The 22,543-nt window shown below is 72.6% G+C and carries 19 protein-coding genes; 14 read left to right on the top strand and 5 right to left on the bottom strand.

Annotated features, from left to right (window positions below; all coding sequences use genetic code 11):
• Nucleotides 1-87: 87 nt before the first annotated feature.
• Nucleotides 88-1,065: a C40 family peptidase gene (locus J4573_RS15195; protein ID WP_208256078.1), complete on the bottom strand. Its 978-nt coding sequence runs from the start codon at nucleotides 1,063-1,065 to the stop codon at nucleotides 88-90.
• A 189-nt stretch (nucleotides 1,066-1,254) separates the two neighbouring features.
• Here J4573_RS15195 and J4573_RS15190 point away from each other — a divergent pair, with 189 nt between their 5' ends.
• Nucleotides 1,255-2,286: a substrate-binding domain-containing protein gene (locus J4573_RS15190; protein ID WP_208256077.1), complete on the top strand. Its 1,032-nt coding sequence runs from the start codon at nucleotides 1,255-1,257 to the stop codon at nucleotides 2,284-2,286.
• Between the two features lie 72 nt (nucleotides 2,287-2,358).
• Here J4573_RS15190 and J4573_RS15185 read toward each other — a convergent pair whose 3' ends face one another.
• The gene (locus J4573_RS15185) at nucleotides 2,359-3,645 is read right to left on the bottom strand and encodes a coenzyme F420-0:L-glutamate ligase (protein WP_208256076.1); all 1,287 of its coding nucleotides are present in this window, start codon (nucleotides 3,643-3,645) and stop codon (nucleotides 2,359-2,361) included.
• On the bottom strand, nucleotides 3,642-4,592 hold the full coding sequence (gene cofD / locus J4573_RS15180) for a 2-phospho-L-lactate transferase (protein WP_208256075.1): 951 nt from the start codon (nucleotides 4,590-4,592) through the stop codon (nucleotides 3,642-3,644). Before cofD ends, J4573_RS15185 begins: the two co-directional genes overlap by 4 nt.
• Before the next feature lie 176 nt (nucleotides 4,593-4,768).
• On the opposite strand from cofD, the gene J4573_RS15175 reads away from it, so the two are divergent.
• The 5 genes from J4573_RS15175 to J4573_RS15155 all read left to right on the top strand — a co-directional run bounded on the left by J4573_RS15175 (nucleotide 4,769) and on the right by J4573_RS15155 (nucleotide 12,200).
• A complete protein-coding gene (locus tag J4573_RS15175; protein ID WP_208256158.1) occupies nucleotides 4,769-5,737 on the top strand; it encodes a hypothetical protein in 969 nt (322 codons plus the stop codon).
• Nucleotides 5,738-6,118: 381 nt separating this feature from the next.
• Nucleotides 6,119-6,334, top strand: a complete 216-nt coding sequence (locus tag J4573_RS15170; RefSeq protein ID WP_153537861.1) for a WhiB family transcriptional regulator — start codon at nucleotides 6,119-6,121, stop codon at nucleotides 6,332-6,334.
• 162 nt (nucleotides 6,335-6,496) lie between these two features.
• Nucleotides 6,497-10,093, top strand: a complete 3,597-nt coding sequence (locus tag J4573_RS15165) for a glycosyltransferase family 2 protein (protein WP_208256074.1) — start codon at nucleotides 6,497-6,499, stop codon at nucleotides 10,091-10,093.
• Complete coding sequence (locus tag J4573_RS15160) at nucleotides 10,093-11,532, top strand: DUF5719 family protein (RefSeq protein WP_208256072.1); 1,440 nt, start codon at nucleotides 10,093-10,095, stop codon at nucleotides 11,530-11,532. Before J4573_RS15165 ends, J4573_RS15160 begins: the two co-directional genes overlap by 1 nt.
• 140 nt (nucleotides 11,533-11,672) lie before the next feature.
• Nucleotides 11,673-12,200 carry a hypothetical protein gene (locus J4573_RS15155; RefSeq protein ID WP_208256071.1) on the top strand — a complete coding sequence of 176 codons (528 nt, stop codon included), beginning with the start codon at nucleotides 11,673-11,675 and terminating at the stop codon, nucleotides 12,198-12,200.
• Nucleotides 12,201-12,295: 95 nt separating this feature from the next.
• Here J4573_RS15155 and J4573_RS15150 read toward each other — a convergent pair whose 3' ends face one another.
• Together J4573_RS15150 and J4573_RS15145 are read right to left on the bottom strand one after the other, a co-directional pair.
• On the bottom strand, nucleotides 12,296-13,213 hold the full coding sequence (locus tag J4573_RS15150; protein ID WP_208256070.1) for an esterase/lipase family protein: 918 nt from the start codon (nucleotides 13,211-13,213) through the stop codon (nucleotides 12,296-12,298).
• A 121-nt stretch (nucleotides 13,214-13,334) separates the two neighbouring features.
• A complete protein-coding gene (locus J4573_RS15145) occupies nucleotides 13,335-13,763 on the bottom strand; it encodes a metallopeptidase family protein (RefSeq protein ID WP_307796641.1) in 429 nt (142 codons plus the stop codon).
• Nucleotides 13,764-14,040: 277 nt separating this feature from the next.
• Between J4573_RS15145 and J4573_RS15140 the strand changes: the two genes are divergently transcribed.
• From J4573_RS15140 to J4573_RS15105, 8 genes are all read left to right on the top strand, one after another.
• Nucleotides 14,041-15,816, top strand: coding sequence for a substrate-binding domain-containing protein (locus J4573_RS15140; protein ID WP_208256068.1), 1,776 nt, complete (start codon nucleotides 14,041-14,043; stop codon nucleotides 15,814-15,816).
• Nucleotides 15,804-17,057 (top strand): sensor histidine kinase, encoded by a 1,254-nt coding sequence (locus tag J4573_RS15135; protein ID WP_208256066.1) that lies wholly within the window; start codon nucleotides 15,804-15,806, stop codon nucleotides 17,055-17,057. The genes J4573_RS15140 and J4573_RS15135 overlap by 13 nt, the downstream gene beginning before the upstream one ends.
• The gene (locus tag J4573_RS53995) at nucleotides 17,054-18,103 is read left to right on the top strand and encodes a response regulator transcription factor (protein WP_243772971.1); all 1,050 of its coding nucleotides are present in this window, start codon (nucleotides 17,054-17,056) and stop codon (nucleotides 18,101-18,103) included. The genes J4573_RS15135 and J4573_RS53995 overlap by 4 nt, the downstream gene beginning before the upstream one ends.
• Nucleotides 18,104-18,214: 111 nt before the next feature.
• Nucleotides 18,215-18,589: a DUF3499 domain-containing protein gene (locus tag J4573_RS15125; RefSeq protein ID WP_208256064.1), complete on the top strand. Its 375-nt coding sequence runs from the start codon at nucleotides 18,215-18,217 to the stop codon at nucleotides 18,587-18,589.
• Between the two features lie 258 nt (nucleotides 18,590-18,847).
• Nucleotides 18,848-20,197 (top strand): phosphomannomutase/phosphoglucomutase, encoded by a 1,350-nt coding sequence (locus J4573_RS15120; RefSeq protein WP_208256063.1) that lies wholly within the window; start codon nucleotides 18,848-18,850, stop codon nucleotides 20,195-20,197.
• A 2-nt stretch (nucleotides 20,198-20,199) separates the two neighbouring features.
• The gene (locus J4573_RS15115) at nucleotides 20,200-20,433 is read left to right on the top strand and encodes a Trm112 family protein (RefSeq protein WP_208256062.1); all 234 of its coding nucleotides are present in this window, start codon (nucleotides 20,200-20,202) and stop codon (nucleotides 20,431-20,433) included.
• The gene (locus tag J4573_RS15110; RefSeq protein ID WP_208256061.1) at nucleotides 20,430-21,578 is read left to right on the top strand and encodes a bifunctional phosphoglucose/phosphomannose isomerase; all 1,149 of its coding nucleotides are present in this window, start codon (nucleotides 20,430-20,432) and stop codon (nucleotides 21,576-21,578) included. The genes J4573_RS15115 and J4573_RS15110 overlap by 4 nt, the downstream gene beginning before the upstream one ends.
• Complete coding sequence (locus tag J4573_RS15105) at nucleotides 21,575-22,531, top strand: cation diffusion facilitator family transporter (protein WP_208256060.1); 957 nt, start codon at nucleotides 21,575-21,577, stop codon at nucleotides 22,529-22,531. The genes J4573_RS15110 and J4573_RS15105 overlap by 4 nt, the downstream gene beginning before the upstream one ends.
• Nucleotides 22,532-22,543: the final 12 nt, after the last annotated feature.

Genomic DNA, 22,543 nt, shown 5'->3' with positions numbered 1-22,543 from the left:
CCGATCTTGCTCTCAGCGCCCTTTGGAAACGTTTCCAAGGGCCGTGAGAGCAAGATCGGCGCGTGGTCGCGTCGCGCGGGTGGGGTGTCAGCGGAAGACGCGGATCGCGTACGGGGAGAGGCCGGCCTCCTTCGAGCGCTTGAACGTGCGGACGTGCACGCTGGTGGTCGTGCGCGGCCACTTGGCCTCGACGATCTTGCCCTTGCCGAGGTAGAGGGCGACGTGGTCGGTCGTGCCCGGGTGCGACTCCCAGAAGATCAGGTCGCCGCGGCGCAGGTTCTTGTAGGCGACCTTCGTGCCGGACTTGACCTGGCTGCCGGTGGCGACGCCGATGTTCTTGCCCGCGCCCTTCCAGAACGCGTAGGCGGTGAACCCGGAGCAGTCGTAGCCGTAGCGGTCGTAGTCGTCCACGTTCTCGCGGATGTGGTTCTTCTCGCCGCCGCAGCTCGGCCCGGCCAGGCCGCCCGCGCCCCAGGAGTAGGGGAGCTTCTTGCCGGTCTGGGAGAGGGCCGCCTTGATGACCCGCTCGACCTTGGCCTTGGAGGTGCCGCGCGTCGAACCCTTGGCCTTGCGGACCGCGGGCTCGGTCGTGCTCCACCAGCGGCCGTGCTTGGCGCCGGCCGTGCCGCAGCGCGGGTCGGTGAAGATCGGCTTGCCGGTGCCCGGACCCGCGGACGGCCTGTCACGGTCGCAGCGCGGCATGCCCGGGACGAACAGCGTCGTGCCGGTCTTCACGTTGTAGTCGGGCACCCACAGGCCGTCGGTGGTCTTGTCCCAGATGTAGGACTCGCCCGCGAGGACGCCCCAGGCCTGGCACTTCACGCCGACCTTGGTGCCCTTGACGTACTGCTTGTACTGCTTGCCCTTGAGGTTCTTGACCTTCCGTCCGCCGAGGTCGGTGCCGGCGGGGAAGTAACGGACGGCCTGGCCGTCGGCGCCGTCGGCACCGGTGATCGCGGCGCTGACGCCGTGTATACCGCCGCCGGCGAGGACGGCGATGAGCGCCGCCGCCCCGCAGACGACGGCGATCGCGGAGGCGATCGTCAGTCGAGCTCTTGATCTCATGTGGGAGCTGCATCCTTTCGGGTACCCGGGAGGCCGGGCACCGCGCGGGGGCATGAGGTGTCGTGGATCTTGCCATGGGGTGATCACGCTGCGGAATGGGTCACGCGATGACCTGGACAAAGTGGAGAATTGGACAAATCGGTCGGCCCGATTTGGACGTCCCCGCCGCCGATGTGCTTCTGTATCCGCGTGGTGAGAGAGACCGGGGCCAGGCGCCCGCGCTGGCCCGTGATCGCGGTGGCCGCCGCGCTGGCCGCCGGCGCGCTCGGCGGCGGCGCGTGGGCGCTCGGCGCGTTCTCCGCGTCGTGCGGCGGGTCGGAGCTGCGGGTACGCGTCGCGGCGCAGCCCGAGCTCGCCCCGGCGCTGCGGGACGCCGCCGCCCGCTTCAACGTCGAGTCGCGCGAGGTCGGCGGCCATTGCGTGCGCGCCGACATCGCGGCCGTCACGCCGGCCGACTATGTCCGCAAGCCCGCCGCCCGGCAGGGCGCCGACGCGTGGATCCCCGAGTCGTCGCTGTGGCTCGGCGTCGCGCGCAGCTCGGGTCTCGGCACGCTGCCGCAGGTCGCGCCGTCGCTGGTGGTCTCGCCGATCGTGCTGGCGACGACCCGGCCGGTGGCCGCCGAGCTGAAGGACGCGGGGGTCGAGCCCGCGTGGAAGCTGCTGAACGAGCCGGACGCCGACGGGATCACGCTGAACCGCCGTACGACCGCGCCCGGCGTCGGCATGACCGGGACGCTCGCCCTGATCGCGATGGACCAGGTCGCCGAGCCAGGCGCCGGAACGGTCCGTGACCTGCGCCGGGGCGTGCCGGGTGACGTGTCCGGAGGTGGCGCCGCGGCCCCGCTGGCCGATCTCGGCGGGCTGGAACGCTTCGGCCGGCCGCTCGCCGTCACCTCAGAGCAGGCCGTGGTCGCCTACAACGACGCGCACCGCCCGAACCCCGTGGTCGCGCTGGCGCCCCGCGAGGGAACGCTGACGCTGGACCACCCGTTCGTGATCACCACCCCGGACCCGCTGCGGCGCGACGCGGCGGCGGCGTTCTTCTCCGCGCTCGGGTCGCGGTCCGCCCGCGAGAGCCTGCAACGCTTCGGTTTCCGCGCCCCCGACGGAACGCTGGCGGAGTCGGCCGCCCGCCGCAACGGCATCCCCGAGACGATGCCGCGCCTGCTGCGCTGGCCGACCCCGGACGATGTCACCCACGCCATCAAATCCTGGAGCTGAGAAATACGCCGATCTTGCTCTCATAGCCCTCTCGGGCAGCGATAAAGGGCCATGAGAGCAAGATCGGTGCGTTCAGCGGACCTCGATGAAGGTGTCGGGGGAACGCGGCGGGCGGTCGCGGGGCGGGGCGGCGGCGTGGCCGACGCCGACCGCGCCCATCGGGTCCCACTCGTCCGGCAGGTCCAGCGCCTCGCGTACGACGTCGCGGCAGAACATCGTGCTCGACACCCAGCAGGAGCCGAGACCCTCGACGGCCAGCGCGACCAGCAGGTTCTCCACGCCGGCGCCGACCGCGACGACGAACATCTCGCGTTCGGCGCCGCCGCGGCGTTCGTCCGGATAGTCGTGCGAGCCCTCCATCACCAGGCACGGCACGATCAGGTACGGCGCGCGCCGCAGCACGTCGCCGCGCCGCAGCCGCTTGGTGATCGACTCCTCGGTGAAGCCGTCGCGGCGCAGGTCGGCCTCCCAGGCGTCGCGCATCGCGTCCAGCAGCCTGGTCCTGGTCTCGGCCGACTCGACCAGCACGAACCGCCACGGCGTGGTGTGGTGCGGCGCGGGCGCGGTGATCGCGGCGGCGACCGCGCGCCGGACCGCCTCGCCGTCCACCGGCTCCTGCGTGAACTCGCGGATCGTGCGGCGGGCGTGCAGCACCTCGGCCGAGCCGTAGCGGAACATGTCGTCCTGCGAGGGCCGGACCATGACGCGCGCGCCGGGCCCGTCGCCCGCGGTCACCAGCGAGCCCATCCCGCGCACGACCGCGATAGGGACGCCGTCCAGCTTGCCCTTCACCAGCTCGGCGGCCGAGGCCAGCTCGTCGGCGACGGCGGTGACGGTCGCCTCGAGGCGGTTGCCGTAGGTGTCCTCGCGGCCGCGGAAGTCGTCGAGCGGCGCGAGCCCGGCCACCCCGATCGCGGCGTCGGTGAGGCCGATCCGCCAGGGGCGGCCGAGCGTGTCCGACACGATGACCGCGACGTTCAGGCCGGTGCGCTCGCGCAGCGCGGCGCGCAGCTCGCGAGCGGACGCGTCGGGGTCGGCGGGCAGCAGCAGTACGGTCCCGGGCTCGGTGTTGGAGGCGTCGACTCCGGCGGCGGCCATCACCAGGCCCTGCCGGGTCTCGACGATCCGGGTCTCGCCGCCGGGGTGCTTGCGCCGGGCGACGACGCGCACGGTCTCGGCGTCGATCGCCTTCTCCCGGTCATCGGCGACCAGGACGCGCCCCTCCGCCTTGCTCACGATCTTGGACGTGACGACGAGGATGTCGCCGTCCTCCAGCATGTCCGCCGGGACGAGGGCGGCGATGTCGTCGCCCTCCTTGACCTCCGGGAGGCCGGGAAGGCCGAAGACCTGCAAGTTCACTTGTCGAGTTCCTTGAGCTCCAGGGCCAGGTCCAGTGCGGCCTGGGCGATGGCTGCGGTCGCTTCCGGGTCGCTCATCAGCAGCGGCCGGGAACGGACCTCGACGCCGTCCACCCGTACGGCCGCGTCGGCGTCGTCGACCAGCCAGCCGTCGATCAGGCCGGGACCGTACAGCTCGCCGACCGCCTGGGCCGAGGTCTCCACGCCGATCGCGGTCAGGCACGCGTCGGCCATCCCGCGCACCGGCGCGTCGCCGATGATCGGGGAGACGCCGACCACGGTCTTGGTCGCGACCGCGGCGCGGATGCCCGGCACCGCCAGGATCGTGCCGATGCTGACCACCGGGTTGGACGGCGGGAAGATCACCACGTCCGCGGCCTCGATCGCCTCGACCACGCCCGGCGCCGGCTTGGACTCCTCGGCGCCGACCGCCGCGATCGACTGGGCCGGGATGGAGGCGCGCAGCCGCACCCACCACTCCTGGAAGTGGATCGCCCGGCGCCCCTGGTCGGGGTCGTCGACCACCACGTGCGTCTCGACCTGGTCGTCGGTCATCGGGATCAGCCGTACGCCCGGCTTCCACCGGTCGCAGAGCGCCTCGGTGACCGCCGAGAGGGGGTAGCCCGCCGCGAGCATCTGCGTGCGGACGATGTGGGTGGCGAAGTCGCGGTCGCCGAGCCCGAACCAGCCCGGCCCGACCCCGTACGCCAGCAGCTCCTCCTTGACCGTGAAGCTCTCGTCGAGCCGTCCCCAGCCCTGGTCCTCGTTGATGCCGCCGCCGAGGGTGTACATCACGGTGTCCAGGTCGGGACAGACGCGCAGGCCGAAGAGGGAGATGTCGTCGCCCGTGTTCCCGATGACGGTGATCTCGGCCTCGGGGGCGGCCGCCTGCAGTCCGCGCAGGAAGCGGGCCCCGCCGATGCCGCCCGCCAGCGTCACGATCCTCATGCGGGCAAGCCTAGGGCGGCGGGGCGGGCGATCTGCACGTTGGTACGCCTTTGAGGGGGGTCTGTGGCCTGCGGCGGTGACCACATCGGGGAACGATCATTGCCCTGCGGACGCCGGGGCTCGCGATGTGCAAAGCTTTGGGTTGTAAACCGATTCCCTCGTCTGGAGAGATGGTCGTGAACAAGGAAGCCGTCCAGCGTCTGCGCGAACCGGCAGCCTGGGTATTGCTCGCCGCCGCCGGTCTGCAACTGGTCGCAGGACTCGTGAGCCTCTTCTCCGGCGATGGGGGATTCAAGTACCACGCCTATAACGAGATCACCGGGGGCGTTTTCACCGGCATCACCGTGGTCGGCCTGCTTGTGGTCGCCGTGTTGCTGGTCACCTGGGGCGACACCGTCACCCCCAACGCCCGGTTGATCGTGATGGGCGCGCTCGGGGTGCTCGGCGCCATCGCCCTTTTCACCGTGATCGCTTGGTTCGGCGGACTGCTGGCGGGCGGTGAGTCCGGCAGCATCAGCGGTGTGACGATCAAGACCGGCCCGTCGGCGTCGGAGAAGTTCGCCGAGTTCCTGATCGGTGCCGCCAAGATCGCGGTGATCGGCGTCAGCGGCTGGTACATCTTCACCGTTTTCCAGGGCATGCAGCCGTCCAAGCCGCAGGGCCAGGGGGGCCAGGTCGGTCAGGGCTACCCCGACTACGGCTACCAGCAGGGCCAGCAGGGCTACGGCCAGGACCAGTACGGCCAGCAGCAGGGCTACGGCCAGCAGCAGTACGGGCAGCAGGGCTACCAGCAGGGCGCCGAGGGCCAGCAGGGCCAGCAGTACGGCCAGCAGGGCTATGACCAGCAGCAGTACGGGCAGCAGCAGGGCTACGGCCAGCAGGGCTACCAGCAGCAGGCGCAGCCCGGCTACGACCAGCAGGGCCAGCAGCAGGGCCAGCAGCAGTACGGCCAGCAGCAGGGTTACCAGCAGCAGCCCGCAGCCGACGCCGCCGCCGAGGGCGAAGGTGAGGGCGAGTGGACCCGCGCGTACGGCGGTCAGTCCGGCGGCTACCAGCAGCCCGGCTACGGCCAGCAGCAGGGTCAGCAGGGCCAGCAGTCCGAAGAGGGCGGCGACTGGTATCGCGACAACCGCCCGCCGCAGTAACGCCGGGCGCTAACCTGCCGCTGTGACGGCGGCGGTAACGCGCGGCGACAACCAGCGTCAATCGACGTTCACAGACGGCGAAGATCACCGCCGCGGACGGCAGCCGAGACTGCCTCCGCGGCGGTGATTATTTAACGGCCAGAAGTGATCGCCGGTCAAACTGGAACGCAGCCATACCCAAATAGCCGCCTATGTCCCCCCGGAAACTTGTTCCGCTTGACGGGGCGGGCGCTACACGCGTGTAATTTCGTGGGTGTAGTTCTATGCCTTCTCGGGGGATGGAGCTCGAGGGAAGGCATTGACCAGGGGGCTCCACGGGCTAGGAGGTGCGCTGTGAGCGAGGTAGTGATCCCGCTGGCGCACGGCACAGACGGCGAAGAGATGGGCTGGCAGGAGCGCGCGTTGTGCGCGCAGACGGACCCGGAGGCTTTTTTTCCGGAGAAGGGCGGCTCGACTCGCGAAGCCAAGAAGGTGTGCCGGGCATGCGAGGTGCGGGCGGAGTGCTTGGAGTACGCGCTTCAGCACGATGAACGTTTCGGTATTTGGGGGGGTCTGTCAGAACGGGAGCGCCGCAAGCTGAAGCGGCAGGCCGTCTGATCGACGGACCTCCACCGGAGTCGCGCGGACGCTCTCACGACCGCGGTTCCGGATGTGTGGGGGGATCCCGGGGCGGGTCCCCGCGGGCACGCGTACAGTTGTCAGCCGTGCCGGCCACCGGCCGGCACGGCTGCTGACTGTCGACCCCCAGATGAGCGCACCTTGTCGCCCACTCCCGATCGCCATGTCGTCACGGCCGTCCTCGTCGCGCACGAAGGTGCGCGCTGGCTGCCCGAGACGCTGAAGGCACTGCTGACCCAGACGCGGCCCGTACAACGGCTCGTCGCGGTGGACACCGGAAGCCGTGACCGCGGCCCGGCCGTTCTCGCCGAGGTGGTGGGCGCCGGCAACGTACTGACGTTGCCCCGGACCACCGGTTACGGCGAGGCCGTCGCCGAGGCGTTGCGGCATGCCGCCGCCTCATTGCCGGTCCCCGAGGACAACCCGGGCGAACAGCGCACCGAATGGGTGTGGCTGCTGCACGACGACTCCGCGCCGGCGCACGACGCGCTCGCGCTGCTGCTGCGGGTGGCCGACAACGACCCCAACGCGACCGTCCTCGGCGCCAAGCTGCGGGACTGGACCGACCGGCGGGTGCTGCTGGAGATCGGCGTCGCGATGGACGGCGCGGGCCGCCGCGAGACGGGCCTCGATCGCCGCGAGTTCGACCAGGGCCAGCACGACGGCATCCGGGACGTGCTCGCGGTGAGCAGTGCGGGCATGCTCGTGCGCCGCGACGTCTGGGAACGGCTCGGCGGCTTCGACCTGGAGTTCGGCCTCTTCCGCGACGACATCGACTTCTGCTGGCGCGCGCACGCCGCGGGCCAGCGGGTGGTCGCGGTCAGCGACGCCGTCGTCTTCCACGCCGAGGCGTCGCGCCGCGGCGTGCGGGAGATCGGCATGGCCGCCGAGAGCGCCCGCCGACGGGACCGCCGCAACGCGCTCTACACGCTGCTGGCGAACCTTCCGCTCGGCGTGATGTTCAGGGCGCTGGCGCGCAACGTGTGGTCGACGCTGGTCCGCGCGCTCCTCCTGCTGGTCGTCAAACAACCGCAGGCGGCACGGGACGAGGTGCGCGCGCTCGGCGACGTGCTGAGGTCCCCGGGACGGCTGCGGCGCGCACGGGCGGCTCGCGCGGACGGACGCAGGCACGTCTACCGCAGCATCAAACGCTTCCAGCCGCGCTGGGTGGCCGCGCGCCACGCGTTCGACACCATCACCAGCCACTTCGCCGAGCAGAGCGACGCGAGCCGCCGCGAGGCCCCCGACGACATCCCGATCCCCGAGGGACCGGGCCCGGTCCGCCGCCTGCTCGCGCACCCGGGCATCGTCCTGGTCATCGCGCTCACCGTCGTGTCGATCGCCGCCGAGCGCTCGCTGCTCACCGCCGCGAGCCGGCTGGGCGGCGGCGCGCTCGTGCCCGCGTGGGGCGGGGCGAGCGACCTGTGGAGCCAGTACGTCTCGGGCTGGCATCCGGTCGGCCTCGGCTCGGCCGAGGGCAGCCCGCCGTACGTGGGCGTGCTCGCGGTGCTGTCCACGCTCGCGTTCGGCAAGCCGTGGGTCGTGGTGTCGGTGCTGCTGCTCGGCAGTGTTCCGCTCGCCGGGCTCACCGCCTACCTGGCCGCGCGCCTGGTCGTTCCTGAGACGCCGCGTTCGGGCCGCCGTGCCGCGCGCCGCCGGATCCCGGCCTCGGTCGTACGGGCCTGGTTCGCCGCGGTCTACGCGCTGCTGCCCGCCGCCACCGGCGCGATCGCGGGCGGGCGGCTCGGCGCCGCCGTGGTGATCGTGCTGCTGCCGCTGATCGCCGTCCAGGTGGCGCGGATGTACGGGCTGCCCCGTTCGGCCGCCGACGCGGACCCGATCGCCCGGGCCAAGCGGGCCGGGCGCGCGTCCTGGGCGGTCGCGCTGCTGCTCACGATCGCGATGGCGTTCGTGCCGCTGACCTGGCCGCTGGCGCTGGCCGCGGGCGGCCTCACCTGGGCGCTGTTCGCCGGGCGCCAGGGGCCGCGCGGCCGCCGCAACCTGGTCATCGCGCTGGCCGTCCCGCCGCTCCTGCTGCTGCCGTGGACGCTCGGCATGATCGTGCACCCGTCCCGGTTCCTGCTGGAGGCCGGGCTGCACACCACGTCCCCGGTCCCGACCGCGCGCGAGCTGCTCGCGCTCAACCCGGGCGGTCCCGGCGCTCCCGCGCAATGGACGACCTACGGCCTGCTCGCCATCGCGCTGTGCGCGCTGCCGCTGCGCGGCCGCCGCACCGCCGTCCTGGCGGGCTGGATGCTGGCCATCTTCGGGTCGCTCGTCGCGATCCTGGTGAGCACGGCGACCGTGAGCAAGGGCGCCGACAGTGCGCCCGCCTGGCCCGGCGTGGCGCTGGTCTTCGCGGCGGCGGGCGTGCTGCTGGCGGCGACCGCGCTCGTCCAGCGCGGCACCGAGGTCCTCGCCGGACGCCACCTGACCTACCGGGCGTTCGGCGCGCTGATCGTGCTGGCCGCCATCACCGTCCCGGCCCTGGCCGCCGGCACCTGGATCGTCCGCGGCGCGGGCGACCCGGTCGGGCGCGTGTCCTCCGACACGATCCCCTCGTTCGTCCAGGACTCCACCGGCCCGCGCACGCTCGTGCTGCACCGCGAGCCCACCGGCCGCGTCGCCTACACGCTGCTGCGCGGCACCGAGCCGATGCTCGGCGAGGCCGAGACCCCGGTGACCGGTCCGCTCCGCAACCGCCTCGACGACCTGGTGTCCGGCCTGGCGGGCGGACGCGGCGGCGAGGGCAGGGCGCTGACCCGGATGGGCGTTCAGTACGTCCTGGTCCCGCGCCCCGAGAGGGAGCCGCTGACCGAGGTCCTGGACGCCGACCCCGAGCTGACCCGCCTCGCCCGCAGCGACGCGTTCGGAACGTGGGGACTGCCGTCCCCGGCGGGCCGCCTGATGCTCATGGAGGGCCAGACCATCACGCCGCTCGAGGCCGGTCACACCGACGCCGCCGTCCAGATCCCGCCCGGCGACAGCACCCGCACGCTGCTGCTCGCCGAGCCCGCCGACGGCGGCTGGCACGCCAGCCTGAACGGCGACTCGCTCAAGTCCGAGAAGGTCGACGGCTGGGCCCAGGGCTACGAGATCCCGGCGTCCGGCGGCCAGTTCGAGCTGACCCGCGGCATGTGGATGCGGCACACCTGGATCGCCGTCCAGGCCTTCGCCGTCATCGCGGTCGCCGTGCTGGCCCTGCCCGGCGCGCCCGCCGCAGAGGCCGAGTCCGAGTCCCGGGGCCGCCGCCGCGCCGGCACGCTGGCCCGCAAGGCCGCGCGCCGCGCCGACCGGGGCACCCAGGCACTCCGCCGCCGAGCCCGCGACACCTTGTCGCTCGACGGCCCGGATCTCGACGAGCAGCCCGCCGAACCCGAGCCCTCCACGACTCAGAACCTCCCGGCCGAGGAGCCCGTGTCGTCTCCGGGCCGTCGGTCCCGGAGCAGCGGCTCCCACCGCGCCACACCGCGCGCCGGCGACTCCGGCAGTGGCTCCGAGAGGTCCGAGAGGGAGGTCTCCGAGACCACCCCGTCTCGTAGCAGCGGCTCTCATGGCGTTCAGAGCGGCGTGGGCGAGGACGACGCGGCGGAGGACGGGATCGAGTCTCCCGGGCGGCTCCGGGGCGTTCGGCGGCTGCGGCGCGCGTGGCGCGGTGAGGTTCCGGAGCCGTCGTCGCCCGGCGATGAGGCGGAGGCCTCTTCGGACGACCGGGTCGGCAGCGAGGAGCGCTCCTGATGGACAGGCTCCTCCGGCTTCTCGGGCTGCGCTATGCCACCGCGGGCCTGGTCCTGATCGCGCTCGCCGCTCTGTACGGCGCGGCCGATCTCTCGCGTCCCGACGCTCCCGCGCGGGCGGCGGGCAAACCCGTCGAGGCCGCGCTGACCTCGACGATGATGGTCTGCCCGGCCCACGAGGACGGGCGGGTGAGCGTGCTGGCGCCCGCGCGGAGCGGGTCCGGCCGCGCCGACATCGTGCAGACCCGCGACGGCAAGGTCGTCGCCTCGGTCCCCAACCCGGGCGAGTCCTACGCCAAGGACATCACGCACGGCCAGGACTCCTACACCGTTCGCGGGTCCGGGGCGCTGGCGTCCGGGCTGGAGGCCGAACGGACCACGTACTGGCCCGGCGGCGACGACCGCGGGCTGGCGGGCGTGCGCTGTGCCCGGCCGGGCACCGACCTGTGGTTCCTCGGGCCGGGGCCGATCGCGGCTGAGAAGCTGGATCTCTACCTGACCAACGTCGACGCACAGCCCGCCTCCGTGGACGTCACGGCGCTGTCGGGCGAGGGGCCGCTGGACACCCCGGACGGCCAGGGAACGCCCGTCGAGCCGTACAGCACCAGGATCATCCCGCTCGGCAAGTCGCCGGAGGGGCTCGGCGACATCCTGGCCACCGCGCGCGACCTGGCGCTGCGGGTGCACTCGACCACGGGCCGGGTCGCCGCCTCGGTACGGGTGCGGATCGGCAAGAAGAAGGGCATCGAGTGGATGCCGCTGTCACCCGCGCCCGCCAAGACGCTGGTCGTGCCGGGCATCCCGAGCGGGGAGGGCAACCGGCAACTGCTGGTCGGCGTTCCCGGCTCCGAGGACGCCCGGATCAAGGTGCAGGTGCTCACGCCGAACGGTGCGTTCGCCCCGCAGGGCCAGGACGTGCTGGACGCCCCCGCCGAGACCGTGACCCCGCTGGAACTGGACCGCGCGCTGTCGGGCAAGCCCGCCGCCGTACGGCTGGTCTCCGACCGGCCGATCGTCGCGGGCTTCGACGCGCAGCGCGGCGGTGACGTGGGCTTCGGTACGGCGACCGCGCCGCTCAGCCCTACCGGCGCGGTGATCTCGGACAACCGGTTCGACTCCACGCTCCAGCTGACCGCCCCGGCGGGCGCCGCGAGCGTACGGATCACCGCGATCGGCGGCCAGGGACCGGGCAGCCCGCAGGTGGTGAAGATCCCCGCGGGCCGGACCACCGAGGTCAAGATCGCGGGCCCGCGCGGCGGTGAACACGGCTACGGCGTGCTCGTCGTCCCGGTCGAGGGCTCGGGACCGGTGCACGCGGCCCGGACGCTCACCACGGGCAAGGGCGACAAGGCCCTGTTCACGGTGCTTCCGCTGGAGCCCGCCGCGACCACGGTGACCCTTCCGCCGGTGGGCGACTCGCAGACCGCCGTCATCCACTGACGCACGGCGACTGGTGCCTGGGCACTAGTGCGAGGGCCCCGTGGCTTCTACCGGAGGAGCGCCCGGACGGGCCAATATGATCATGAGCGGTGCCGCCCCCGCCGGTGCCGTCACAGTGATCCCTCCGAGAGGACACATAGATGAAGACCGCCACCCCCCGCCGCGTTCGCGGCGCCGCCGTCCTGGGCGGCCTTTCCCTCGCGCTCGGCGCCGGTGTCGACGGCGTCGCCGCCGCGGGCACCGGCTCCGCGGGTGCCGCCGTCGCCGGCGCGTCCTCGGCCTCTGCCGCCGGCACGTCCGCGGCCGTCGCCGCGCCGGTCAAGCCCTTCGACGTCTGTTACCCCAAGGCCAAGAAGTGCTCGACCGCCAAGAACCGCAAGCTGCGTGCCCACGGCACCATCACGTTCGGTAAGTACGCGACCGGCAAGGTGTCCGCCTATAACAAGCTCGGCGGCAAGGCGTACTTCTACGTGACCGCGTACACCAAGCGCGGAACGCACAACACCCAGAGCCACGCGTTCACCAAGAAGCTGGAGCGCGGCTTCGGTTACCCGGCGGCCAGTTCGTTCATCACCAAGTACACCGTCAAGGTGTGCCAGGGCACGGGCGCGAAGGCGCGCTGCAGTGCCACGCAGACCATCACGACCCCCAAGCTGCCCGCCTCCTGATTCACCCCGCACTCTTCGCCCCGACCATGCCGTTCATGGTCGGGGCGAAGGCATTTCGCGTTCAGGCGGAGTTCGTGTTCAGGCGGAGTTCGTGTTCAGGCGGAGGACGCGTCGTACAGGGCGTCGTAGAGCAGCCGGAGCGGGCCGGGGCCCGTGCGGTTCTTCCAGGTCGTCCCGTAGTCGTCGGTGTACTTGGCCTTCCAGGTGTCCCCGGTGCCCTTGTTCTTGATCGTGCCGTGCTCCAGGCCCTGGCCCGACGCGTAGATCGTCTTGTGCCTGGCCCGCATCCCGGTCGCCGAGCCCGAGGTGACCATGTCGTCGTCGCTCGCGCCGATCAGGGTCCAGTCCGTACCGCCGCCGGCCTGCGGGTTCTGCCCCGACCACTTCAGGAAGCCGCTGCCCGGCCTGGTGTCGCTGCACTGCTTCCAGCCCTTGAGCGCGGTGCAGGTCGTCGCCCAGCTCGTGCCGGTGTGCGGCGTGCTGAACGTGACGACGTCCTGGATGGCCAGGCTGTCCGGCCAGTCCTTGTTCTGGCCGTACCGCCTCACGCCCTCGATCGCGGCCCGTACGACCAGGCCTCCCATGGAGTGGGCGGCGACGTCCACGGGCTGCCCGTACTTGGTGTAGTGGTCGTGGACGTCCCAGGCGAACTGCCTGCCCAGCTCCTGGATGCGGGTGTTCAGGTCACCGTCGAACTTCCGCGTGCAGCGGGTGTCCTTGGCGTAGTAGCCCCAGGTGATCAGGTCGCCGGTCCAGCCGCGGTCCTTGAGCGCGGTCTTGGCGGCCGTCCACGCGCTCTCGCAGTTGACCTGGGCGTCGCCGGCGTGACCGTGGTTCCAGTCGATGCCGTGCAGGAAGTAGACGGGCGTGGACGCGCTCCGTACGGCCGGCCTGGTGGGCGACGCGGCGGCGGGGGAGGCGGTGGCGGAGATCGTGGTGGCCGCGGCGGCGGCGGCGAGGAGCCCGGCCGCAGCCGGTCTGCCCGCACGGGGGAACGGGGGGAGAGGTCGCATGGCCGTCCTTCATGTGTCACCGGAGTGACCGTGCCGCGGATGATCACGGTCACTCGGTGATCATGAAGGACGGTGGCGGCTTCCACCAGATGCGCCGGGGCCCATTTCGCCCGGCCCGCTCTCAGTCGTCGGGCGAGTCGTAGCTGGGGTCGACCGATTCGGGGGAGAGGCCGAGCAGGTCCGCGATCTCCTTCACCAGGAGGTCGCGCACGAGCAGGCTCAGCTCGGCGTCGCCGGAGCCGCGCGCCTCGGTCGGCCGCCGGAAGATCACGATGCGGACGGGGCGCCCGGCGATGCCGGGCGCGGTCTGGCCGAGCGGAACGGGCCCGTCGAAGTCGGCGGGAAGGTCGGGCACGTCCTCGACCGCGAACTCCACCTGGGCCAGCTCGCGGCCCCAGTGCTGCTCGAGGCGGCGTACCTCGTCGCGCACGATGCCGTCGAAGCGTTCCGCGCGAGTGAGGGAGGCCGGGGCCTGCGGGGGCGTCAGAGGGCCACGGAGGCCGCGACCGTGCCTGTCGCGGCGCCGCGTGCCTGCCACACGGGATCGCACCCGACCAGACTACCTCTCCGGGCTCGCCATCCCCGTCGGCGTCACGGTGACGTTGTGATCACGGAACGTGGTGCGGGGTGCCTTCACGGGTGCCGCGCGGGCGTCGCGCGGGTGTCGCGCGGGTGCCGCGCGGGCGTCCCGCACGGCCCGTAGCCGGCCAGGCCGGATATCGGGCTTTTTATGATCTTGAGTGGTCCGAGTGTCTAGGGTGTGTACCGCTGATCCTTGTGGTCTTTTTGGTCCTATATGGGCCATAGTGCGAGAAGGGTCGTATTGAGTGGGTCCCTCGTACTCAACTCCCGGTCCTCCGGCACCCGGTGCCTCCCGAGGCCAGGACCGGCTGACCGTCGTGGCGGCGGTGGCGCTGGCCTCGGGCCTGCTGCTCGGGGCCGGAGGGTGGGCGCTGGCCCGCGGCGCGTCGGGCTGCGGCGGCCGGGCGCGATCACTGAGCGTGGTGGCCGATCCCGGCCTGGCCGGGGCGATCACCGCGGCCGCCGACCGTTTCAACGCCTCCCAGCGCGGGGCGGGCCACTGCGTGACGGTCCGGGTGACCGCCTCGCCCTCGTCGGTGACGGCGGGCGCGCTCGCCGGGGGCAGGTCCGGGCCGGACGTCTGGATTCCCGATTCCTCCCTGTGGGTGAACCTCGCGCGCGGCGGATCGCGCGGCGGATCCGGCGCCTCGAAGGTGCCCCCGGCCGCGCAGACGCCTTCAGTGGCCTCCTCGCCGCTCGTCTTCTCCGTGCCCGCAGCCCGTTCGGGCGCGCTCGGCGCCGACCTGGACCGGCTGCGGCGGAACGGGTTCGGCGTCCTCGCCCACGCGGGGGCCGGCGCGGGCAACGCGGCGGGCGGTGCGGCGGACAGCGCTGCCGACAGCCTGCGCCTGCGGATGCTGGATCCGGCCCGCAGCGGGGCGGGGATGGTCTCGCTGCTGGCGATGTGGTTGCAGTCGGGAACGGGATCGAGGCAGCTCGGCACGTTCACCCGGATGCTCCGCGCGGCCAAGGTGCTCGACCCCGGCGAGGGCGGCGCGAACGTTCAGGCGAGCCTGACCGGCGCGGGCACCCGCCAGGTCGCGGTCCTGCCCGAGCAGACCGTGACGCAGCTGAACGGCCATGGCGCCGCCTCCAATGGCGCCGCCTCCACCGGCAAGATGATCGTGGTCCGGCCTGCGTCCAGCCACCGCTCGCCCGACCTCGACTTCCCCTACACGGTCCTCACGCCGAACCCCGACGCCAAGCGGATCGCCGCCACGTTCCAGGCCGACCTGCGTTCGGCACGGACGGCGGGCGACCTGCGCAAGATCGGCCTCCGCGGCGCCGCCGCCACCGGGCAGCGGCCCGTGCTCCAGGACGGCGAGGCGGCGCGGATCCGGGACGCCTGGCTCAAGTTCGAGCAGGCCACCAGCGTGCTGGTCCTGATCGACCCGCCGCGTGCCGCCTCCGGTCCCTCGCCGGTCCCGACCAACGGCCCGGGCGCCAGGCTCTCGGCCATGCTGAGCGCGTTGACCACGGGCTTCGCCGCCATGCGCGACGACGCCTCGTTCGGCCTGTGGTCGGTGTCGCCCGGACGCCGCGGGCGCTCGTACCGCGATCTGGCGTCTGTGGCCGAGCTCGGTGACACCTCCGCGGCGGGCGTCAGCCAGCGCCTGCGCCTCCAGGAGGCGCTCCGGCAGGTGCAGCGGCGGCCGGTGGGCGGCGGCGGGCTGTACGCCTCGATCGCGGCGGCGTACCGGCAGATGAAGCGTGACTACGCCGAGGACAGGCTCAACATCGTGCTGGTGCTGACCGCGGGCGGCGCGAGCGGTGCCGGTGGCCGCGACCGCCACTCAGGCGAGGCCAAGGCGCTGAAGGAGGTCGGGACGAGCTTCGACCCGGCCCGCCCGGTGAACGTCATCGCGCTGGACTTCGACGGCGGGGTGGCCCCTGAGCTGCGCGACGTGGCGAAGTCGACCGGCGGCTGCGCGTTCAAGATCGACAACTCGCGGCAGATCATGGGGCTGTTCCAGCGGTCGGACGCCATGCGCATGTCCGATGAGGTCCTATGCGCAGGCTGATCCGCTGTGACGGCGTCCCGGAGCCGCTCGCGCCCGCCTGGGCCCGGCTCGGCGTCGCGCTCAGGCTGCTTCTGCTGTTCCGCTGGCTCGGGCTGGCCATGGCGGTGCCGCAGCTGCCGCCCGACCGGCTGGACGGCCCGTCGCTGGCGACGATGGCGGTCCTGACGCTGGAGACGGCCTTCGTCCTGTTCGCCTGGCGAACCGTTCTCCCGTGCCTGACCAAGTGGCCCGCGCTGTGGTGGCTGGACGCGCTGCTGGTGGTCGCGGTCCTCGCCCAGACCGGGGTGAGCGGCCCATGCTTCGCCTTCACCGTGCTGACCTCGGCCATCGCCGGAGTCATGTACCCCTGGCGCTGGATGCTGGCGATCTGCGTGGCGCAGATCCTGCTCTACTACGCGGCCGTCGGCCTGGGCGAGACGGCGGCCGACGGCGTCGCCACGGCCGGAACGCTGGTCGCCCTGCCCGGCTTCTACCCGCTGGCAGCGTGCGCGGGGGTGGCGCTGCGGCGCCTCTTCGACCAGTACGCCGAGGCCGAGGCCGCGCGGCGGCGGGCCGAGGCGGAGTCCGCGGCGGCCGAGGAACGCGCGCGCCTGGCCCGCGAGATGCACGACTCCCTGGCCAAGACCTTGCAGGGCATCGCGTTGTCGGCGACCGCCCTGCCCACGTGGATCCGCCGTTCTCCCGACCGTGCCGAACACGCGGCGAGGGACATCGTCGACGCCCTCCAGATCGCCTCGCGCGAGGCCCGTGGGCTCATCGCGGACCTGCGGGAGGAGATCGGCCCGCTGGTGGAGGCCGTCGGCCAGACCGCCGCCGAATGGAGCCGCGCCTACGGCGTTCCGCTGGAGACCGAGGTCGAGGACGAGCCAGGCCTCCGCGACGTCCCCCTGCTGATCAGGCACGAGGTCGTCGCGGTCCTGAAGGAGGCGCTGTCGAACGTGGCCCGCCACGCGGGTGCGCGGTCGGTCGAGGTGCGGCTGCGGCTCGACACGGCCCACCGGATCGAGCTGACCGTACGGGACGACGGCGGCGGCTTCGAGCCGCCCGCCGACGACGAGCTCTCGATGTTCACGCGCGATGGTCACTACGGCCTGGTCGGCATGCGCGAAAGGGTCCGCCGGGTCGGCGGCGACCTCGAGGTCGGCTCCGCCCCCGGCGCCGGGACCACCGTCAAGGCGATCGTGCCCGGCCCGCCGGCGTTCGTTCCGAGGACCGGATCACCCGAAAGGCAGGCGTCATGAGCGGTTCAACGGTCCGGGTCCTGGTCGTCGACGACAACCCCGTCGTCCGCACGGGCCTCAGATCACTCCTGGAGGCGGGCGGCCTGGACGTCGTCGGCGAGGCGGGCGACGGCGAGCAGGCCGTGGCCGAGGCCGGCCGCCTGCGCCCCGACGTCGTCCTGCTCGACGTCCGCATGCCGGTCCTGGACGGCGTCGCGGCGGCGCGGCCGCTCAGCGAACTGGCCCGGGTCCTCATGCTGTCGTACGACTCGGACGCCGACGTCGTCGGAGCCGCCATCCGCAACGGCGCGACCGGCTACCTGGTGCACGGCGCGTTCGACGTGGACGAGCTGGTCACGGCCGTCCGCGACACCGCCGCCGACCGCGCCTGTCCCCTCTCCCCGGCCGCCGGCCGAGCCGTGGTCGCCGCCATCCGAGAAACCCCCGCCCCCGCCGTCCCCGGCCCCCTGACCCCGCCCGACCGCTCCTCCGCAGCCGGTCGTTCCGCCGCACCCGGCCGGCTCGCGCGGCCCGACCGTCCCGCCGCACCCGGTCGTTCCGCCGCGCCTGGCCGACTCGCGCGTCCCGACCGTTCCGCCGCATCCGGCGGGTCCGGCGCATCCGGCCGCCCAGCCTCGCCCGACCGTTCCGCCGCCTCGGGCTCAGCCTCCGCCTCGACCTGGCCCGCCACTTCGGACCGGCCGACCACCGACGGGTCGGCCGCACCGGACCGGGCCGCCTCGCCCTGGCCGGCCGCAGCGGACCGGGCCGCCTCGGCCTGGACCGCCGCGACGGACGGGCCCGCCGCGGCGGACACGCCGGGGCTGCCGGGCGCGGCAGGACGGCCATGCGCGGATCTCGGGCTGTCGAAGCGGGAGACCGAGGTGATGGATCTCATCGCGCAGGGGCGTTCGAACGGCGAGATCGCCCGCCTGCTCGTCGTGTCCGAGTACACGGTGAAGAACCACGTGAACAGGATCTTCGCCAAGCTGGGCGTGCGCGCCCGCGGCGCGGCCATCGCGTGCTGGCTGGGAACCGCCCCGCACCGGCCGGGACCGCGCCGCTGAGCGCCGGACACCGCACGGTATGTAGCGTTCCGAGGGTAAATCGACCGGTAACGGCGACACGTGCTGCGGGGTGGTGGCGGAGGCGACGGGACCGGGGTACGGTCGGCCATCGTGAGCCCCGTCCGCATCTGCTCCCGCACCGCCTGCAAGGCGCCCGCAGTCTTCACGCTCACCTATGTCTACCGTGATTCGACGGCGGTCCTGGGGCCGCTCGCCACGTACGCCGAGCCGCACTGCTACGACCTGTGCGCCGAGCACTCCGAGCGGCTCACCGCCCCCATGGGCTGGGAGCTGGTCCGGCTGCCCGTCGGTGAAGAGGCCGAGCCCAGCGACGACGACCTGGAGGCCCTCGCGGACGCCGTCCGGGAGGCCGCCAAGCCCGCCCCCGGCGGGCGCCAGGAGCCGGTCGGCCAGGGCACCGAGGTAGGCCGCCGCGGCCACCTCCGAGTGCTCCGCTCCGACTCCGGCACAGCCCCCGTGGAGTGACGCCGCGCAAAGCCCGGCTGCGTGACGCCGCGCAAAGCCCGGCCGCGCTCGCGAGCGCGCTACCTGAGCGGGTGACGAGCCGTAGGCGAAGTCAGCCGGTCAGATCGCGAAGCGATGTCGCGCTCGCCGCTTTTGCGGTTCGGGGCCGAGCCGCCAGGCGAGGGCCCGAGGCCGCAAAGGCAATGAGACACAGCGGGCTGTGATCGTCGGCTATCCCGATAGGCTCTTGTTTTCAAGCCATCTGGACAGGGAGCAGGAGTGGCCGACCTCGCCAAGATCTTCAAGGCGTACGACATCCGCGGCGTGGTGCCTGCGGAGCTGGACGAGGAGACCGCCGAGGCGATCGGCGCGGCCTTCGTCCGGGTGACCGGGGCCACCTCAGTCGTCACCGCCCACGACATGCGGCCCTCGTCGGTCCCGTTGGCCACGGCGTTCGCGCGCGGCGCGACGGGCCAGGGCGCGGACGTGATCGAGGCCGGGCTGGGGTCCACCGACCTGCTCTACTACGCCAGCGGCAGCCTGGACCTGCCCGGCGCGATGTTCACCGCCAGCCACAACCCGGCCCGCTACAACGGCCTCAAGCTGTGCCGTACGGGCGCCAAGCCGATCGGCCGCGACACCGGGCTCACCGAGATCCGCGAGCTGGTCGAGAAGGGCGTCCCGGCCTACGACGGCACGCCGGGGACGGTCTCTCAGCGGGACCTGCTGAAGGGCTACGCCGACCACCTGAAGACGCTGGTCGACCTGTCGGGCATCCGGCGCCTCAAGGTCGTGGTGGACGCGGGCAACGGCATGGGCGGCCACACCGTTCCCTCGGTGTTCGAGGGCCTGCCGATCGACCTGGTGCCGCTCTACTTCGAGCTGGACGGCACGTTCCCGAACCACGAGGCCAACCCGATCGAGCCGGAGAACCTGCGCGACCTGCAGGCCAAGGTGCGCGAGACCGGCGCCGACATCGGCCTGGCCTTCGACGGCGACGCCGACCGCTGCTTCGTGGTGGACGAGCGCGGCGAGATCGTGTCGCCGTCCGCGGTCACCGCCCTGGTGGCCGTACGGGAGCTGGCCAAGCACCCCGGCGCCAAGATCGTGCACAACCTGATCACCTCCAAGGCCGTTCCGGAGATCGTTCGCGAGCACGGCGGCGAGCCGGTACGCACCCGTGTCGGCCACTCGTTCATCAAGCAGGAGATGGCCGAGACCGGCGCCGTCTTCGGCGGCGAGCACTCGGCCCACTTCTACTTCCGCGACTTCTGGTTCGCCGACTCGGGCATGCTGGCCGCGATGCACGTGCTGGCCGCGCTCGGCGAGCAGGACGGGCCGCTGTCGGCGCTGCTGACCGAGTACGACCGCTACCCGGCCTCCGGCGAGATCAACAGCGAGGTCGCCGACCAGGAGGGCACCGCCGAACGGGTCCGCTCCGCGTTCGCCGGGCGACCCGGCGTTACGATCGACGAACTGGACGGCCTCACGGTCGGCGCCGACACCTGGTGGTTCAACCTGCGGCCGTCCAACACCGAGCCGCTGCTCCGCCTGAACGTGGAGGCGGACGACGACAAGACCCTCGCGGAGATCCGTGACGAGGTCCTCGCGATCGTGAGGGGGAAGTGACCGTGAAGCTCGACTCCTGGCTGCTGGAGATCCTCGCCTGCCCGAACTGCGGCGGTGCGCTCCGGCCGGAGGACAACGTTCCCGGCGAAGCCGGGGCGGGGGGCGCGGGGGGTCGGCCCCCCTCGGGCGACAGGGACGCCGAGCTGGTCTGCACCGGCTCCTGCGGCTACGCCTACCCCGTGCGGGACGACATCCCGGTCCTGCTGGTCGACGAGGCCCGGACCCCGGCCCCATGAGCGATCTCGATCCCGCGCGCCTCGACGACGCCGCGGCGATCGAGGCGGCCGACCAGGGCGGCATGCTGCGCCAGGTCGCCTCGTCGGCCGCCCAGATCCGCGAGGCGGCGCGGCTGACCGCCGAGGCCGGCCTCGATGCGCTGGCCGAGGAGGGCAGGCCGCGGGCGATCGTAGTCACCGGGATGGGCGGCTCGGGCATCTCGGGCGACGTGCTGGCCGCGGTCTGCGGCATCGGCTGCCCGGTCCCGATCACCACCGTGCGCGGCTACCGGCTGCCCGGCTGGGTCGGCGCCGCCGACCTGGTGATCGCGGTGTCGTGCTCGGGCGGTACGGAGGAGACCCTCGCGGTCGCCGCCGAGGCCGCCCGCCGGGGCTGCCGGCTGCTCTTCGTGGGCGGCGCGGACTCGCCGCTGTCGGCGATCGCCGCGCAGAACCGCGCGCTCTACGTGCCGGTGAACTCGGTCGGCCAGCCGCGCGCCACGATCTGGGGCCTGACCGTTCCGCTGATCATGGCGGCGCGGGCGCTCGGCCTGACCGACGTTCCGGACCCGCTTCTGGAGGCCACCGCGGCGCGCCTGGAGGACGTCGCGCACCGCTGCCGGCCCGACAGCGAGCCGTTCGTCAACCCGGCCAAGCGGATGGCGCTGGACATCGCCGGCGACGTGCCGCTGGTCTGGGGCTCGTCCGCGCTCGCGGGCACCGCCGCCTACCGCTTCTGCTGCCAGCTCAACGAGAACGCCAAGTACCCCGGCGTCTACGGCGAGCTCCCCGAGGCCGATCACAATCAGGTGATGGCGTTCGACGGATTCTTCGCCGGGAGCGGGGGATCGGATCCGTCCGATCCCGAGGACTTCTTCCGTGACCGCGCCGAGGAGTCCGAGCACGGGCTTCACCTGGTCGTTCTCCGCGACACCGAGGAGCACGAGCAGATCGCCAAGCGCCGCGAGGTCTCCGTCGAGCTGGCCCGCGACCGCGGCGTCGCCGTCACCGAGATCGAAGCCGAGGGTGAGCATCCGCTGGAAAGGATCGCTACGCTGATCGCGCTTGGGGACTATGTGACGGTTTACATGGCCATCGCGCTCGGCGTCGATCCCACGCCCGTAGCGGCCATCCAGGAGCTCAAAGCGAGGATTGTCCAGAGATGAGTGCTGAGGGCGGGACGAAGGCGATCATCGCGGCGCTGGGCGCCAACCTGGGGATCGCGGTGTCGAAGTTCGTCGCGTTCGGCTTCACCGGCTCGACCTCGATGCTCGCCGAAGGCATCCACTCGGTCGCCGACTCCGGCAACCAGGGCCTGCTGCTGCTCGGCCGCAAGCGCTCGCTGCGGGCCAGTAACACCAAGCACCCGTTCGGCTACGGCCGCGAACGGTTCTTCTACGCGTTCGTGGTGGCGGTCGTGCTGTTCACGGTCGGCGCCGCGTTCTCGCTGTACGAGGGCGTCCACAAGATCCAGCACCCGGAGAAGGTGGAGTCGCCGATCTGGGCGTTCGCCGTCCTGATCATCGCGATCGGGCTGGAGAGCTTCTCGTTCCGTACGGCGATCAAGGAGTCCAACCAGCTGCGCGGCGAGAACTCCTGGTGGCAGTTCATCCGCCGCGCCAAGGCGCCCGAGCTGCCCGTCGTCCTCCTGGAGGACCTGGCGGCGCTGGTCGGCCTGATCCTGGCGCTCGGCGGCATCTCGCTCGCGGTGGTGACCGAGGACGGCGTCTGGGACGGCGTGGGCTCGGTCACGATCGGCATCCTGCTCGGCGCCGTCGCGACCATCCTCGCCATCGAGACCAAGAGCCTGCTGATCGGCGAGGGCGCGGGCCCCGAGGTCGAGGACCAGATCATCGCCGAGCTGGAGACGGTCGAGCAGGTCGACCATGTGATCCACATCCGGACCGAGTACGTCGGGCCGGAGGAGATGCTGGTCGCCGCCAAGATCGCCGTGAACCACGACGACACGGCAGCCGAGGTCGCCCGGGGCATCGACGCCGCCGAGGCCCAGGTGCGCTCCAAGTTCCCGGACGCCAAGCTGATCTACCTGGAGCCCGCCCTGGACGCCCCGGACCGGGAGGTCTCGCAGTCCAAGCCCGAGGCGTCCGCCTCCTCCTGACGCACAAGCCCT

Origin of the sequence: Actinomadura barringtoniae, from assembly GCF_017573505.1 — a bacterium.
Taxonomy (GTDB): domain Bacteria; phylum Actinomycetota; class Actinomycetes; order Streptosporangiales; family Streptosporangiaceae; genus Spirillospora; species Spirillospora barringtoniae.
Note: the sequence above shows the minus strand (reverse complement) of the source record. Positions and strands in the feature narration are given on the sequence as shown.

Bases quoted from the DNA above. Each gene is read 5' to 3' on its own strand.
- J4573_RS15135 (WP_208256066.1), top strand. From the start codon at position 15,804: ATGCGCAGGCTGATCCGCTGTGACGGCGTCCCGGAGCCGCTCGCGCCC.
- J4573_RS15170 (WP_153537861.1), top strand. From the start codon at position 6,119: ATGGGCTGGCAGGAGCGCGCGTTGTGCGCGCAGACGGACCCGGAGGCT.
- J4573_RS15195 (WP_208256078.1), bottom strand. From the start codon at position 1,065: ATGAGATCAAGAGCTCGACTGACGATCGCCTCCGCGATCGCCGTCGTC.
- J4573_RS15160 (WP_208256072.1), top strand. From the start codon at position 10,093: ATGGACAGGCTCCTCCGGCTTCTCGGGCTGCGCTATGCCACCGCGGGC.
- cofD (WP_208256075.1), bottom strand. From the start codon at position 4,592: ATGAGGATCGTGACGCTGGCGGGCGGCATCGGCGGGGCCCGCTTCCTG.
- J4573_RS15105 (WP_208256060.1), top strand. From the start codon at position 21,575: ATGAGTGCTGAGGGCGGGACGAAGGCGATCATCGCGGCGCTGGGCGCC.
- J4573_RS15155 (WP_208256071.1), top strand. From the start codon at position 11,673: ATGAAGACCGCCACCCCCCGCCGCGTTCGCGGCGCCGCCGTCCTGGGC.
- J4573_RS53995 (WP_243772971.1), top strand. From the start codon at position 17,054: ATGAGCGGTTCAACGGTCCGGGTCCTGGTCGTCGACGACAACCCCGTC.
- J4573_RS15150 (WP_208256070.1), bottom strand. From the start codon at position 13,213: ATGCGACCTCTCCCCCCGTTCCCCCGTGCGGGCAGACCGGCTGCGGCC.
- J4573_RS15110 (WP_208256061.1), top strand. From the start codon at position 20,430: ATGAGCGATCTCGATCCCGCGCGCCTCGACGACGCCGCGGCGATCGAG.